The following is a 16,139-nucleotide window of genomic DNA, read 5'->3' as shown; positions in this document are numbered from 1 at the left end:
CCAGATGCCACAACAGGAAATGATACCTCTATATGTTATGCGGTAGCCGAGTTAACCTTAGATGTTAATCCACTACCAGAATTAATTTTAGACGATCGTTATGTATTGTGTATTGATACTAATGGCACAGAGATCTTAGATCCTTTAGTTATAGACACCTATTTAACAGCAGGAGATTACAGTTTTGAATGGTATTTTAATGGTGTTATCATTCCAGGAGAAACCGGACCAAGCTATATGCCGTTAGAAGAAGGAACGTACCGTGTAGATGTTACAGACATCAGTACTTCAACACAGACAAACTGTTTTAATAGCGCAAGTACAGAGGTTATAGAAAGTGCACCACCAAGTGTAACGATCGAGTTGTTAACCCAAGCTTTTGCAGATAATCACGTTTTAGAAGCAACAGCTATAGGAATTGGAGTTTACGAATACAGTTTAGATGGCGGACCATGGCAAGATAGCGGAGTGTTTAATAATGTGTCTTCTGGAGATCATGAGATTACTGCCCGCGATAGAAACGGATGTGGATTAGCAAGCACCTCGAAGTTTATAATTGATTACCCGTTGTATTTTACGCCTAACGGTGATGGTAATAATGAAACTTGGAACATTGAAGGTGTTGGAAGTAATGCAAAAATTTATATATTTGACCGGTACGGGAAATTATTAAAACAACTAAGTTCCGACGGCAATGGTTGGGATGGAACCTTTAATGGAGAAGCAATGCCAAGCGATGGCTACTGGTTTACAATAGAGTACGATGAACCAAGTACCGGACAACGCAAAGAATTTAAAGCACATTTTACCTTGAAACGATAAAAACTTATGAAATTAAAAAACTATTGTTTAGCAGCATTTATAGCTTTTTTGGCAAATTTTAGCTTTGCCCAAGAAGGGATTCCTATTTATTCGGATTATTTAACAGATAATTATTATCTTATTCATCCGTCTATGGCAGGTGTTGCTAATTGTGCCAAGGTAAGATTAACAGCAAGACAGCAATGGTTTGGTGTAGATGATGCCCCAAGTTTACAAACATTAAGTATGAATGGTAGAATAGGAGAGTCTCCTGTTGCTATCGGAGGTGTTCTTTTTAACGACTCTAACGGATACCATTCTACAGTTGGTGGTTATGCTACTTTTGCTTATCACTTAATGTTTTCTAGAAATGAGATTGATCTTAACATGTTATCTTTCGGTTTAAGTGCAGGATTTCTTCAGTATAAGTTAGATGAAACGTCTTGGTTAGCGCCAGGTGAATTTGATCAGGCTGTTGCGGGGATTGAGCAAAGTGCAACAAACTTTAATGTAGATGTAGGATTCTCTTACCACTTTGTTGATTTTTACGCGCATTTTACAGCGAAGAATATTTTAGATAATGAAGGAATTAACTGGAATGGTATAGATGGTTTTGAATACCAAAATCTAAGAACGTATTTATTCTCTACAGGATATACATTTAGCCAATACGGAAGCGAATGGAGCTATGAGCCTTCTATTATGTACATGTACAGAGATGCAACAGCAGAGTCTTCAATAGATATCAATGCAAAGGTTTATAAGGAAATGGATTTCGGTAAGCTTTGGGGTGGATTATCATATAGACGTAGTTTAGATGGTGCTGAGTTTCAAGATGGATCTGGTGTAAGCAGTCAAAAATTACAATACATTACACCTTTTGTCGGTGTAGATTACAATAATTTTGTATTTGCATATACGTATTCTTACCAAGCTAATACAGTGAATTTTAATTCAGGTGGTTTTCATCAACTGACATTAGGATTTAATTTCAACTGTAGAAGAGAGAAGTACGAGTGTAACTGTCCTGCAGTAAACTAATACATCACTAATTTTATACAAAGAGGCTCAATGAAAATTGAGCCTTTTTTTGTTTTATGAAATAGGAGAATAATGCTGTGGTCGTCTAAACCTAGAATAGCATCTTTACCTATAAAAGAAAATATCCTTTAAAGTCACAATGCGTTAAGGGTCACTTTCCATACGTGAACACTCCATCTGACTTCGTTAAAGCGGTGATTTATTCAAAATAAAGGCAGGAATTCACGATTCCTCATTTTAAGAATCCGATTAAAGTATGTAGCTTAGTCTTACAAACCAATAAGCCAGTGAGGAGTTTTAAAATACATTATATCTATAGCCTCTTTCTTTTGATGAGTTATATGGCTTTCGGGCAGCAAAGAACGTTTGAAAAGCCTCTAGAACAACAAGCCATACTTAACATAAGAGGTAAGGTATACGAAAAAGATACCAGAGCGCCTTACAAGGATGTAGAAGTCCTGTTGAATGGTGGTGGTTACGTCACTACAGATGCTGATGGGATCTTTCATATAAAGGCCAAAATAGGGGATGAGTTAACCATTAAACATCCGGAGTTTACGACGCTCTATTATACCATAAACTCTGATGAGCGTATTTTTATTGAAGTGGTAGGCATCAAACCATCCCAGAAACGGTCGAAAACCATCACTGAAACTTCACGCTTTAATCAAAGCCTCGACTCGGCTCGTGCGTATCTTAAAAAAGATGCCGAAAAGAGTATTCAGTTTATCGGTGATGCCTTAAATGTTGATGTCAATAGCAGTCAGGTTGCAGAAGCCCATGAGTTGTTAGGTCAAATTTATGACTATTGGAAACAATACGACTTAGCGATTTCGGCCTATAAAGTGAGTCTTCAGAATAAAGAAAAAACAGCAGTGAAACTTAAGCTCGCCAAAGCTTACCTGCGGAATGGAGATTTTAAAACCAGTCTTAAAACGGCGGAAAATATTAACGAAGCAACCTTAAGTCTTGATGAGAAAACACGATGGTTTGAAGGAATTGGTGATGCTTATGTAAAAATAGAAAAGTTTGATTTGGCCATTACAGCATATCAAAAAGGATTAAAGTTTGCCCAGCAACAAAATATTATTCCCAAAATCACCGATTTAAATTCTAAAATCGCTGAAGTCTACAGCCAACAAGGCGAAACAGCTAAAGCCAAAAAATACTTCGGAAATGCTTTAAATTTAGCAAAAAAGGAGAATCCAAAACGGGCCGTGGAAGCGCAGGTGAAAGTCGCAGAATTTAATAGCCGTAATGCCGATTATGATGGTGAAATTGAATTGCGAAAAGAAGCTATTAAAGGGATTGCTGCTATTGAAAAAGATTCTATAATTAACAATGCAAGTGCTATAACCGCTCAAAAACAAAATTATAAAATTGGTAATGCTTACTTGCTGAATAACGATTTTAATAGTGCCATCCCTTACTTAGAAAAAAGTAGAGAGGAAGCTGGAAAGCGCGGTGATTTGGATGTAAAATTAGATGCCACACGAAAGCTCTCTGAAGTTAATGCAAGGTTGGGGAATACCGAAAAGACAATGGCTTATAACGAGGAATATAAGTCTGTGGTGGATGCCTTATATGCTAAAAAAATTCAAGAAATATCTCAAGCGGCGCGTTTTAGTAGGAGTATTGCAGAACAGCAAAACAGAATTACTTCGCTAGAGAGCGATCGGGCTTTGTCTAAAAGTAAATACGAATTAACCCAAGAACGTAATAAACGCCAAGAGCTCATTATTTACTCTCTGTCCGGAGGATTAATTTTACTTCTAATTATGGGCTACCTGATGTTTAAATATATCAAACAACAACGCTTGGCCAATAATCTTTTAGCTCTAAAATCCTTGCGCAGTCAAATGAATCCGCATTTTATTTTTAATGCCTTAAACTCTGTAAATACGTTTATAGCCACCAATGATGAGCGTACAGCTAATAAATATTTAACTGATTTCTCTCAATTAATGCGTTCGGTTTTAGAAAATAGCGAAGAAGATTTTATCCCTTTAAAGAAAGAAATTGAACTTCTAAGCTTGTACACCAAGTTAGAGCATTTTAGATTTCAAGATAAATTTGATTATGCTATAGAGGTCGATCCGGCTATTGTTATAGATCATTTTCAAATTCCACCAATGTTATTACAGCCTTATATTGAAAATGCTGTTTGGCATGGCTTGCGCTATAAGACCGAAAAAGGATTTTTAAAAATTCATATACAACCCAAGTCCAAAGACGAAATAAGCATTAGCATCACGGATAATGGTATCGGACGGGAGCGTTCTAAGGCCTTAAAAACAGAGCATCAAAAGAAGCATAAGTCAAAAGGAATGCATAACATCAAAAAACGTGTGGCCATTCTTAATGAAATGTATAAAGATAAAGTTGATGTCTCTATCAGTGATTATCAAACGTCAGAAGATGCAGGAACAAAAGTTGTAGTCACTTTAAAAAAAGATTAATGGGTTTAGAGGTCGGAGAAGGTGAAAAATTACACAGCTTGGGCTTCAAATATTAAAGAAAAAAGCATGAAATTAAACGCTATTCTAGTTGAAGACGAAGAAAATAGTCGTCTTATTTTAAAGAATTATATTCAAAAATATTGTCCTCATATTTCCATTTTAGGGGAAGCCGCTAATGTGGAAGAGGCCTTGGTTTTAATTCGAAATCACGACTTGGATGTCGTATTTTTAGATGTGGAAATGCCTTACGGTAATGCTTTTGATCTGCTCGATAAAGTTGGCGATATAACTTTTGAAACCATATTTGTTACCGCCTATAATCATTATGCTATTGACGCGCTTAATGCCCATGCCTCCTATTATTTAATGAAACCGATTTCTATAGACGAGTTAATTAAAGCTGTAGATTATGTCACTGAAATTAGAACCAAAGAAGCCGCGCTACAAGATCAGGTTTTGGTTCCCAAAGTGCACGCGGTTAACGGAAAAATAACCTTGCCTCAGCAGGATGGTTTTGAGGTTCTAGAAACGGCAGATATTATGTATTGCAAGGCCGATGATAATTATACCGAAATCTATCTGAAGAACAATAAGAAGAAGTTGGTCAGTAAAACTTTAAAATATATTGAAGAACGATTGGAAGCGTCCAATTTTGCGAGGGTGCATAAAAGTTACCTGGTTAATGTCAATGAAATCGTAAAATACGTGAAGGGCAAAGGAGGTAGTGTGGTACTTAGTAATGGCCAGGAAATTTTGGTCTCTGCCTCTAAAAAATCTAAACTTCTCGCTTATTTTAAATAAGGGTTACCCTTATACTTTTGCACGGATTACATTCCGGATTCGTGTGTAAATGCCGCGTTAATTTCAAGATTTATTGTCATACAGTGTTTAAAGGATTGTCCATTTTGGTCTACTTATTTAGAAAACTGGTAAAGGGATTTCAGAATTATAGTTTGAATTTTGCAGCATGAAAAAAATATCAAACTTTGGCATATTCACGTTGTTATTGGTGAGTAGCTTAACCATCATGGTTGGAACAGTAATAGCACCTTCACTTTCAGGAATTGTTACACATAAAAATTTAAGTTTTTCACCAAGTTGGTTAATTACCTTGCCCTCATTAGGTGTAGTCGTTTTTGCGCCTTTCATAGGACGGTTATTAGCAAGGTTGGGCACTTTAAAGCTCTTGAGTTTTGGTCTTATTCCGTATGCTATTTTAGGACTCTTAGGGGCGTTTATTGCCAATGACTACCTCCTCATTTTAGATCGGTTTCTATTAGGGGGTGCCACAGTTGCTGTTCAAGTTGCTGTAACGGCCTATATTGCTGATTGCTTTATTGGAGAAGCCCGTATAAAAATGATTGCATGGCAAGGTATGGCCATTGAATTAGGAGGTGTTGTCTTCCTGGCGATTGGCGGTATTTTAGGGGAATTACATTGGCAATACCCCTTCTATATTTATCTTTTAGCATTATTGTGTTTAGTATTAGTGGCTAAAACATTACCCCAAGCTAAACCGACTTCTCAAAATAGTGAACAAGAGGTTAAAGGCAAACCGCAGAAATTTAAAGTACGCCTAATTTTCTGCGCTTCATTATTAGCAATGATGCTCTTTTTTGTTGGTTTTGTAACCTTACCTTTATACCTGCCTAAGACCTTTGGTTTTACGGAGTCTCATACCGGTTACCTTATGGCGTTTATCTCTGTTGTGGCTATTTTAACCGCAAGTCAAATGCCAAAAATGGTAAAAACCTTTGGTGATGGAAAAACGTTAACTCTCGGATTTATGTTTTTTATGTTTGGGTATTTGGTGCTTAGCTTTACCACTAGCGTTTGGTTTTTAGGCTTTACAGTGCTTTTTATAGGTATTGGATTTGGCTTTACCATTCCCTTGCTTAATCATATGATGTTAGAAGCAAGTACAGCCAAAACTCAAGGAAAAAACCTGGGTTTATTTTCTATGGGTGTTTTTGGTGGACAATTCTTATCAACCTTTATCAATTATATATCAAAAGATTACAATGCGATTTACGGTACGGCTGCGGCATTGGCCTTATTATTTGGAATCCTTTTGTTTGCCTTGTTTAAAAACGTATCAAAAGCTTAGTGTATAGGTTTTCTTGTTATTTTTGAGTTCTACTTGAACCCTAATCATGGCGAAGGAACATTGGAAAAATAAAATTCAGATTATAAGGTCTTATCAGGGGAAGGACGCATTACTTTCAGTAAATTCTATGGGTATTTATTTTGAAGGCCTAAACAACTCTGAAATCATTATTCATTTTAAACCTTTAAATGAGGTATTCAATCCCAGTGTTTTTAAAAGCCCTTATGGCGTCTTACTTAATTTTGAACGCGAACTCATAGATGAAGATGATATTGAGTACGCCTTAGACGTTATGACGCTTTTTAATAAGTATCCTACCCTAATGGTTAGTGCGTCTAAAGAGGTGGAACTTTTGCAACAAATTTTCAAGCTTATTACAGAGGAGATGGACCGCGAAGCCGCTTCTTATATTATGCTAAAAACCGTATTAAAAGTTCTGCTGCTGCACCTGATCCGTTTACAGAATACAAGTTTTATAACTCAAGACCTTCAGCAAAAACGCGTTTTTCAGTTTTTAGAGCTTATGGAAACTCATTTTTTACAGGAGACACAAACCCAATTTTATGCGGAAGAAATAGGGGTAAGTACCAAACGCTTAAATCAGATTTTAAAAGATAAATTAAACCTTACCGCCAAGCAAATCATTCAACAACGTCAAATTACAGAAGCCAAACGCCGTTTAATTCGTAGTGATATCTCCACCAAAGAGCTTGCCTTTGTTTTAGGTTTTGGCGCGATAAGTAGTTTTTCTCGCTTTTTTAAGCAGTATGTTGGGGTGAGTCCTTCAGAATTTAAACGCCTACATCAATAAGGTTGCTATTTAAGTCTTTTATGACGTTTTCATAATAAGCTTATAGGCCAATTGTAGTAAAGCGTCTTTTTCTTTAATACTGGCCGTTAAGGGTAATTGTGCCAAACCAATAAGGCGGCGCATGATCTCAATACCTGTAATTTGGGCTAAACGTGACGCATCTATTTTATGTGGGTAATAGGCTTCAATCTTAGATATAAAGCTGGCATCTTTGGTGATTAAAATAGCATGGGCCGCTAAAACGCCAAGATCAAATTCTGGAAATCCTAAAAAGCTAAATTCCGGATCAATAATATACAGCGCGTCTTTATTGGTCATCCAACTGGCCGGATAATAATCGCCATGCATTAAAGTTGTTCCTTCAGATAAATAAGCATCACCAAGCACCTTAATTTTCTCTTTTAATGCTTTATCCGTTTTATAAGTTGTAGAAAGCGCTTCCAATCCTGGTTGAATTTCATCTAAAGAAAACCCGTTATTTTCTATAAAAGGAAGTTCAAAAATATGCTGGTAATTCAATTCGCGTAAGGCTCTGTTTTTGGGATATCCTTGCGGCGTCTCAGAGCTATGGATATGGGCTGCAATTTGAACAAGCAGTTCTAACTGTGTGTCTTCTATCTTGTGAGCAGCATACAATAACGTCATATCTTCGCAGGCACCTAAGTCTTCTAAAATAAGAAGGTGATGTTCTGCACTGTATTTTAAAACCTTCGGGAAATAAGGGTGAAGTTCACTATTATTAGCAATGGTTGTATAAAATTGATATTCGACATCGATACGTTCTATCGGCGCTTTTATGTCCTGATATTTTTGAACAAAAGGACGCGATTGCTTTACTATAAATGAGCGTAAATTAGTTTCAACACGCAAAACTACATTCATATTACCTTCACCAGGTTTTGTAAGCTTGGTAATGGTTTCGGTATGGTCTTTAATAAAATTAAGATCCTCTAAAAATGTTCTGAGTTCGGCTTTTGGGGTTTGTAAATCTATAAACATAAAGCGCTTCGGTTATAAGTTGTTTAAGGTATTCCAAAAATCACGTGTCATTTCAGCCGCATCAATTTGCGTATGGATGCCTATGTGGCGCTGTGTATTTTCAGGCGGTGTAAGTTTTTTTTCTATGGTAGAGAGTTCAGGACGGGCTAATGCTTCAATAATAGCCACATCCCACATGGTCCACTGCGTTTTTTCAGGATCGTCCTTAGTCCACCAACGTTCATAGGTTTCCCAACGTTGCACTAAGTATTGCGCGACCCCTTTTTTGTGTTTTAATTGACGGTCTACATTTTGCTTAGTAAAGACCAAATGCTGACTTGAGGTAGCGGTCATAACATTAAGATCTAAGGGTTTCGTATTCAGTAAAACCTCCACGGCAATAGGGTCGTTTCCTGAGTTAAACTCTTTTTTATTGTAAGCATTGGTTTCTGGGGTATGCCAAAACCCGAGGTAATGCACTTTAATTTTCGGAATGATTGTGGGGTCTTCTAAAATAGCCGAAGCAATATTGGTACAGGAGCCTAAAATTACAAGATGCAACTTCTCTCCCGCCGGCATACCATGTGCGGTTTTAATAATAAATTGAGACGCTTCAGAACGCACAGGTTTCCCATATTCCACTAAAGGCGTGTTACTACCTAAAGGAAGTGAAATGTTAGTGACATCCATAAGCTCTAATAGCCTTTCATTGATGGCTTGGCTTTCTTTAACGGTTTGCGCAGATGCCAAAGGTGAGGTATGAAATTGTGCCGATGATATAGCGATGAGATTAAATTTGGGTTCTAAAACAGCCCTTACAATAGCATATAAATCATCAACTTCATTAGCGGTGTCAGCATCAATAATGAGGTTTAATTTGTTATCAGTTTCTTGAGCTTTTAAATAGAAAGGTGCGCCTATTATAGCGGCTATAAAAAAGAAAAATGTAAGGCGTTTTGGGTCTAATAGTGTCATTTTATCAGTTTAGCAGCGTTCATAAATCCTTAAATTTTAAATAAGAGTATAAACACTTGAACGTATAGGTCGTAAAATTCTTAATTTATTACGACTTGTGAGGCGATTAATTAAGAAGACTTAACTTTTTTGTTCTTATTTTTCAAATTTAGACCTGCGTTGTTACTGATGTGATATGACAAATAGAAGACTTCAAGGTGAAAACGTTTAGACCCAAGCATTTTTTAAGGAGTTTTATCGAGCACAAGATCTATAAGGGCTTTATGAAAATTTAATAGATCAGCGGCACTTTCTGCATGTGAGGAATATTTTAAAGAAAACACAGAATAGATCTCATACATGTCATTTTTATGCTGACCAGTGCTGTGGAGTTCAAAGGCGGTGTTTTCAAACAAATCATCTAATTGATGTTTTATAACACATGCTTTAATACTGTTTTTTAAAATTGAATTGGAACAGGAAACGGCATAGCGATGCTTTTTAAATTGTAAAAATCGGCTTAGGTGATCTATCGTTTTTATTTTAAACTTAACTTGATTAGAGTGCTGTTTTAGATGAATTCTGAATGTAGCCGTATCCGAATTCCCGTAATCGTAAACAATGGTTATAGGGTGTTGCCGGTAAGGAAGTATGAGATGGTATTTTGAAATATGAATAGTGCTGCCTTCAGCCCCATTAACTTTTGTGGCCTCATGTTTAAAAATACCTTGGTGTTCGTCGCAAATGCGTTTTAATTCTATTTCAGGATCCATTAAATTTGAATAAAAGCTGAGAAGCAGTACAGACTCATCTTAAGCCTAAAAATAGGGGTTAAATCTTTAATCGCCCATACTTTGTTTTAAAATATCGTTTTAGCTAAGCGTCTTAGAGTTTATTACGGTTTGCTGTGCTCAAATTGGGTTGGAGATTTAGGAATTAAATTCCGGTTACAGGTTGTAATGTTTCAAGAACATTTTAAGCAGAATTCGTCTTGATTTTTAAAGCTTTTCATTGAATTTTTGTTCTTATTTTAGCTGAATAGGGACTGTTTTTAGTGAGTTTCATTATTTTTAATTAGGCCTTTAGTTGGTTTTTAGTCAGTGTTTTAAGGTTCTTTTTGCTGTTGTTGTTTCAGGATGATAAAAATAATTTCAAAAAAAAATAAAAAAAGTTAAACGTATTAAAAAATAATCTACATTTGCTTTGAAATTGGTACTGATCATAAACGATTATAAACCCAATTTTAGCTGAACAATTGAAACATGTTTTTATGTTCGGGCGCTTGAAAATTAGGAAGTCATATTCAAGAGCAGCTTATAGATTAAGTAACCGAATTTTAGAGCTAACTTCCGCTTCTACATATACGAAGCATTCACGATTTCTTATTTCTAAAAATAAGAATGCAAGAGTAATTGCTGCAAGTCAGCATATTTACGGTTTTGTACCGACTACACGAAGCCAAATTCAGGTATGATATAAACATATCCTTAGAGCGTTTACATCCTTATTTTTTTACTTGAATTTTATTAATTGACAACATGAACAATAAATATATTGATCTGATCGATCAATCCTTTCACTTTCCTCAAGACGAATTTAAACTTGAGGACAAAACCTTGCATTTCCATGATATAGACCTTATGAAACTGGTTGAAGATTATGGCGTACCCTTAAAGTTTACCTATTTACCACAAATTTCTAATAATATACAGCGCGCCAAAAAGTGGTTTGCTGATGCTTTTGAAAAACACCAATATAAAGGGCAGTACAATTACTGTTATTGTACTAAAAGCTCGCACTTTAAACATGTTTTAGATGAGGCTTTATCTAATGATATTCATATTGAAACCTCTTCGGCTTTTGATATTGATATTGTAAAAACGCTTAAGAAAGCGGGTAAAATCACCAACAAAACTTATGTGTTGAGTAACGGATTTAAACGCGACCAATACATTAGTAATATTGCCGATCTTATAAATGAGGGCCATGAAAACTGCATTCCTATTATCGATAATTACGAGGAAATCGATTTGTTATCAGAAGTGATAGAAGGCCAATTTAAAGTTGGAATCCGAATTGCTTCAGAAGAAGAACCAAAATTTGAGTTTTATACCTCGCGTTTAGGGATTGGGTATAAAAACATTGTACCATTTTATAAAAATCAAATTCAGAATAATGAAAAGGTAGCCCTGAAAATGCTTCATTTCTTTATTAACACGGGGATTAGAGACAATGCGTATTACTGGAATGAATTGCACAAATGTTTAAAGGTCTATACGGCTTTAAAGAAAATCTGTCCAAGCTTAGATAGCTTAAATATTGGAGGCGGATTTCCGATAAAAAACTCATTAGCCTTTGATTTTGACTATGCTTATATGGTTGATGAAATTGTAAATCAAATCAATTTGGTTTGTGAAGAAGAAGGTGTTGAGGTGCCAAACATTTTTACCGAATTTGGAAGCTTTACGGTTGGCGAAAGTGGTGGTGCTGTTTACAAAATTTTGTACCAAAAGCAACAGAATGATCGCGAGAAGTGGAACATGATCAACTCTTCGTTTATCACCACCTTACCCGATACTTGGGCCATAAATAAGCGTTTTATTATGTTACCTATTAACCGCTGGAATGATAGTTATGAGCGTGTGCTTTTGGGAGGATTAACCTGTGATAGTGATGATTATTACAACAGTGAGCAGCACGTTAACGCTATTTATTTGCCAAAATATAACAAAGATAAACCCTTGTATATCGGCTTTTTTAATACGGGTGCCTACCAAGAAAGTATTGGAGGTTTTGGCGGATTGCAGCACTGTTTAATTCCAACACCAAAGCATATTTTAATTCAAAAGGATGCCGATGGAAACTTACATTCTGAGGTGTTTGCAGAGCAACAGAAGAGTGAGGATCTATTAAGTATTTTGGGGTACCATCATGAAGATGAAAAGCGTCCTAAAACCAAGGAACTTATAAATCAAGAATTTTAAACAGATAGAAAAGCTCCCGAATTTAAAAGATCCTCTTAAGGGGATCTAGGAGTATTTTTCAATGAAATAATAACTTAAATAAGATTCCTGCTGCCGCAGGAAAAGATTATGAAACCAATTACTTACGCTGGTATTCCAGAAGATTTAGCAAAATTAGAAACAGCTAAAATTGTACTTATTCCAGTACCTTATGATGGTACAAGCACATGGCAAAAAGGAGCCGATAAAGGACCTAAAGCCTTTTTAGAAGCTTCAGAAAACATGGAACTTTATGATATTGAAACCGATTCTGAAGTGTACCAACAAGGCATTTATTTAGCCGAGGCTGTGACGGAAAACAGTTCGCCAGAAGCGATGGTAGAAGCGGTGCACCAAAGCACCAAGAAATTTATAAAAAAGAACAAATTCGTTACCGTTTTTGGTGGGGAACATTCGGTGTCTATTGGTACCATTAGAGCCTTTAATGAAATGTTTAATGATCTTACGGTATTGCATATAGATGCCCATGCCGATCTGCGCGAGAGCTATGAAGGCTCTACCTGTAATCATGCCTGTGCGGTTTATGAAGCAAGCCAAACGACCAACCTTATTCAGGTAGGAATCCGTTCTATGGATAGTATTGAGAAAACGGTGATGGATAAGGAGAAAACTTATTTTGCTCACGACATGGTTTTGGGGGATAGTTGGATGGATGCGGCTATAGATCAAATGACAGGTAATGTATTTATTACTTTCGATTTGGATGCTTTTGATCCTTCCATTATGCCAAGTACAGGAACACCAGAGCCAGGAGGCTTGTTGTATTATGAAACCTTAGAATTCCTAAAATTGGTGTTTAAAGAGAAAAACGTTGTCGGATTTGATATCGTAGAATTATGCCCTAATGAGCAGGAAAAGTCCTCAGACTTTTTAGCTGCCAAACTCTATTACAAAATGTTGAGTTATAAATTTCAAAATGAAAATATCGAAGATAATTTTGAAAGTAACTTCAACGATACAACCCAAGCCGGAAACAAAAAATCTAAATTCAACACAGAAGATGACTACTAATAAAGGAGAAATTTCAAAATTCATAGAAAAATATTATTTACACTTTAATGCAGCGGCCTTAGTGGATGCGGCTAAAGGTTATGAAGCCCAACTAAATTCGGGAGCCAAGATGTTGGTGTCTTTAGCCGGTGCCATGAGTACGGCGGAATTGGGAAAGATTTTTGCTGAAATGATCCGTCAAGATAAAGTGCAAATCGTATCCTGTACAGGAGCCAATTTAGAAGAAGATATTATGAATTTGGTAGCGCACTCCCACTATAAACGTGTGCCTAATTATAGAGATTTAACCCCTCAAGACGAATGGGAGTTGTTAGAAAAAGGCCTTAACCGTGTTACGGATACCTGTATTCCAGAGGAAGAGGCGTTTAGGAGAATTCAAGAACATATCGTAAAAATTTGGAAAGATGCCGAAGCCAAAGGCGAACGCTATTTGCCGCATGAATACATGTACAAATTATTGTTATCTGGGGTTTTAGAAGAACATTATGAGATTGATCTTAAGGATTCATGGATGTATGCTGCAGCCGAAAAAAATCTGCCTATTGTTTGTCCAGGATGGGAAGATAGCACCATGGGAAATATTTTTGCAAGCTACGTCCTTAAAGGTGAATTGAAGGCAAGTACGGTAAAATCTGGGATAGAATACATGACCTTTTTGGCGGATTGGTATACGGATCATTCTGAAAATGGCATTGGGTTCTTTCAAATAGGAGGTGGAATTGCAGGAGATTTTCCTATTTGTGTGGTGCCCATGTTGTACCAAGATATGGAACGTACCGAAACGCCATTTTGGAGTTATTTCTGCCAGATTAGTGATAGTACTACCAGTTACGGGTCGTACTCAGGAGCAGTTCCGAATGAAAAAATAACATGGGGTAAGCTTGATATTAATACTCCTAAATTTATAATTGAAAGTGATGCGACTATCGTGGCGCCTTTAATATTTGCTTATCTCTTAGAGATGTAATGGAAGATCATAAAATTGATAATATTACCTTAAGTTTTCTAACGGTGGACGATTTTGAAGAATTGAAATCGGCCACCTTAGAGGCCTATGATGGGGTGTTGAATTCTTATTGGAAAAAAGAACATATTGCGCGTTTAACGTCTATATTTTCTGAAGGCCAAGTGGTAATCCGTATCGATGGGCAATTGGCGGGTTGTGCATTATCCTTAATTGTAGATTACGATAAAATTGACGATAACCACACCTATGCCGATATTATTGAAGGCGATAAGTTTAAGAATCACGATCCTCATGGCGATGTGCTTTATGGTATTGATGTGTTTATAAAACCAGAATTTAGAGGTCTTAGATTAGGGCGCCGTCTTTACGATTACCGAAAAGAATTGTGTGAAAACCTAAACCTTAAAGGTATTGTGTTTGGAGGGAGAATCCCTAATTACCATAAGTATAAGACGCAGTATTCCCCTAAAGAATACCTTCAGAAGGTAAAGCATAAGGAAATTCATGATCCGGTATTAAACTTTCAAACCTCAAACGATTTTCATCCTATAAGAATTATTAAAGGCTACTTAGAAGGCGATACGGCTTCAAGCGAATATGCAGTATTGATGGAATGGGATAATATCTATTATACCAAACCTAATAAAAAGGCGAGTAGTGTAAAAACGGTGGTACGTTTAGGGTTGATTCAATGGCAAATGCGACCTTATAAGACTTTGGAAGATTTAATGCAACAGGTTGAATATTTTGTAGATAGTGTGTCTGCTTACCGTTCAGATTTTGCTGTATTTCCCGAGTTTTTTAATGCGCCATTAATGGCTAAGTACAACCATTTGCACGAGCCACAAGCCATTAGAGAACTAGCGCGTTATACCCAAACCATTGTAGAGAAAATGCAGCAGTTGTCTATTTCTTATAATATTAATATTATTACAGGAAGTATGCCCGAGCTGGTGGATGATGTACTTTATAATGTAGGGTATTTATGCCGTCGCGATGGAAGTTTAGAACGCTACGAAAAAATACATGTCACTCCAGATGAAGCTAAAGTATGGGGCATGCAACGCGGCCATCAATTAAAAACCTTTGAAACTGATGCGGGTAAAATAGGCGTTTTAATTTGCTACGATTCAGAGTTTCCTGAGTTGTCTAGATTATTGGCCGATGAAGGGATGGATATTTTGTTTGTACCCTTTTTAACCGATACGCAAAATGGCTATTCGCGTGTGCGCCTTTGTGCTCAAGCCCGTGCCATAGAGAATGAATGTTACGTCGCAATAGCTGGAAGTGTAGGAAATTTACCTAATGTGAGCAATATGGATATACAATATGCACAATCTGCAGTGTTTACGCCATGCGATTTTGCCTTCCCAAGTCATGGGATTAAAGCCGAAACAACAGCGAATACTGAAATGATTTTAGTGGCCGATGTAGACCTAGGCCTATTAAGGGAGTTGCATGCTTTTGGTGCCGTAAAGAATTTAAAAGATCGTAGAAAAGATGTTTACGATGTTATACGAGTAAGTAAATAAGTATTATATTTAAAAAAAAATTAGCTTTAGAAATAATATTAGATAATGAAACCAAAAGACGCACATTTAAAACGAGTTATAGTTGATTTCAAAAAATTGACCCCAGAAATTTTAGCCCTTCTGGTCGAAAAATATCCTGATGGGTACGACGATGACAACGTGATTTCGTTTAAAAATGCAAAAAATGAAATTGTTGAAGCCGTAGAGGTGACTACTGAAGATACGAAGTATTTAGTAAAAGTCAGTACGAAGCTAGAGCAAACGATGGAGAATTATGACGAAGATGATTATGAAGATTTCGAAGATGATGATCCTAATGCGGTTGTTGATCCGGAATTAGAACCTGGAGCTGAAGACGAAGATTTTTCTTAAAAAGCGTCTTAACATAGACCTTAGTTTTTACACAATTATAGAAACTCAGTGCTACTTTTTTTAATTAAAGGGTTAAGCTGAGT

Annotated in this window: 14 protein-coding genes; 11 read left to right on the top strand and 3 right to left on the bottom strand. The window is 36.4% G+C overall.

Annotation, left to right across the window (positions count from 1 at the left end):
* The 6 genes from ACFQ13_RS11220 to ACFQ13_RS11195 form a co-directional block, all read left to right on the top strand.
* A partial coding sequence (locus ACFQ13_RS11220; protein ID WP_386117348.1) for a T9SS type B sorting domain-containing protein occupies positions 1–822 on the top strand: 822 nt, incomplete at its 5' end.
* Positions 823–828: 6 nt separating this feature from the next.
* Positions 829–1,842 (top strand): PorP/SprF family type IX secretion system membrane protein, encoded by a 1,014-nt coding sequence (locus ACFQ13_RS11215; protein ID WP_386117345.1) that lies wholly within the window; start codon positions 829–831, stop codon positions 1,840–1,842.
* A 332-nt stretch (positions 1,843–2,174) separates the two neighbouring features.
* Positions 2,175–4,301, top strand: a complete 2,127-nt coding sequence (locus ACFQ13_RS11210) for a tetratricopeptide repeat-containing sensor histidine kinase (RefSeq protein ID WP_386119436.1) — start codon at positions 2,175–2,177, stop codon at positions 4,299–4,301.
* Between the two features lie 66 nt (positions 4,302–4,367).
* Positions 4,368–5,102 (top strand): LytR/AlgR family response regulator transcription factor, encoded by a 735-nt coding sequence (locus tag ACFQ13_RS11205; RefSeq protein WP_386117342.1) that lies wholly within the window; start codon positions 4,368–4,370, stop codon positions 5,100–5,102.
* A 166-nt stretch (positions 5,103–5,268) separates the two neighbouring features.
* Positions 5,269–6,408 carry an MFS transporter gene (locus ACFQ13_RS11200; protein ID WP_386117339.1) on the top strand — a complete coding sequence of 380 codons (1,140 nt, stop codon included), beginning with the start codon at positions 5,269–5,271 and terminating at the stop codon, positions 6,406–6,408.
* A gap of 46 nt (positions 6,409–6,454) precedes the next feature.
* Complete coding sequence (locus tag ACFQ13_RS11195; protein WP_386117337.1) at positions 6,455–7,219, top strand: helix-turn-helix domain-containing protein; 765 nt, start codon at positions 6,455–6,457, stop codon at positions 7,217–7,219.
* An 18-nt stretch (positions 7,220–7,237) separates the two neighbouring features.
* Here ACFQ13_RS11195 and ACFQ13_RS11190 read toward each other — a convergent pair whose 3' ends face one another.
* From ACFQ13_RS11190 to ACFQ13_RS11180, 3 genes are all read right to left on the bottom strand, one after another.
* Positions 7,238–8,218 (bottom strand): phosphotransferase, encoded by a 981-nt coding sequence (locus ACFQ13_RS11190; protein WP_386117334.1) that lies wholly within the window; start codon positions 8,216–8,218, stop codon positions 7,238–7,240.
* A gap of 12 nt (positions 8,219–8,230) precedes the next feature.
* On the bottom strand, positions 8,231–9,172 hold the full coding sequence (locus tag ACFQ13_RS11185; RefSeq protein ID WP_386117331.1) for a nucleoside hydrolase: 942 nt from the start codon (positions 9,170–9,172) through the stop codon (positions 8,231–8,233).
* Between the two features lie 224 nt (positions 9,173–9,396).
* On the bottom strand, positions 9,397–9,924 hold the full coding sequence (locus ACFQ13_RS11180) for a hypothetical protein (protein ID WP_386117328.1): 528 nt from the start codon (positions 9,922–9,924) through the stop codon (positions 9,397–9,399).
* Positions 9,925–10,689: 765 nt separating this feature from the next.
* On the opposite strand from ACFQ13_RS11180, the gene ACFQ13_RS11175 reads away from it, so the two are divergent.
* The 5 genes from ACFQ13_RS11175 (at position 10,690) to ACFQ13_RS11155 (ending at position 16,056) form a co-directional block, all read left to right on the top strand.
* Positions 10,690–12,135 carry an arginine decarboxylase gene (locus tag ACFQ13_RS11175; protein ID WP_386117325.1) on the top strand — a complete coding sequence of 482 codons (1,446 nt, stop codon included), beginning with the start codon at positions 10,690–10,692 and terminating at the stop codon, positions 12,133–12,135.
* 108 nt (positions 12,136–12,243) lie between these two features.
* Positions 12,244–13,185 (top strand): agmatinase, encoded by a 942-nt coding sequence (speB, locus tag ACFQ13_RS11170; protein WP_386117322.1) that lies wholly within the window; start codon positions 12,244–12,246, stop codon positions 13,183–13,185.
* Entirely contained in the window at positions 13,175–14,152 is a 978-nt protein-coding gene (locus ACFQ13_RS11165; RefSeq protein ID WP_386117320.1) for a deoxyhypusine synthase family protein, read from the top strand. Before speB ends, ACFQ13_RS11165 begins: the two co-directional genes overlap by 11 nt.
* Positions 14,152–15,684 (top strand): carbon-nitrogen hydrolase family protein, encoded by a 1,533-nt coding sequence (locus ACFQ13_RS11160; protein ID WP_386117318.1) that lies wholly within the window; start codon positions 14,152–14,154, stop codon positions 15,682–15,684. The genes ACFQ13_RS11165 and ACFQ13_RS11160 overlap by 1 nt, the downstream gene beginning before the upstream one ends.
* A gap of 45 nt (positions 15,685–15,729) precedes the next feature.
* Positions 15,730–16,056, top strand: coding sequence for a hypothetical protein (locus ACFQ13_RS11155; RefSeq protein WP_386117317.1), 327 nt, complete (start codon positions 15,730–15,732; stop codon positions 16,054–16,056).
* Positions 16,057–16,139: the final 83 nt, after the last annotated feature.

Origin of the sequence: Winogradskyella rapida (assembly GCF_042675845.1) — a bacterium.
GTDB lineage: Bacteria > Bacteroidota > Bacteroidia > Flavobacteriales > Flavobacteriaceae > Winogradskyella > Winogradskyella rapida.
This window is presented reverse-complemented; position numbering and strand designations above follow the sequence as displayed.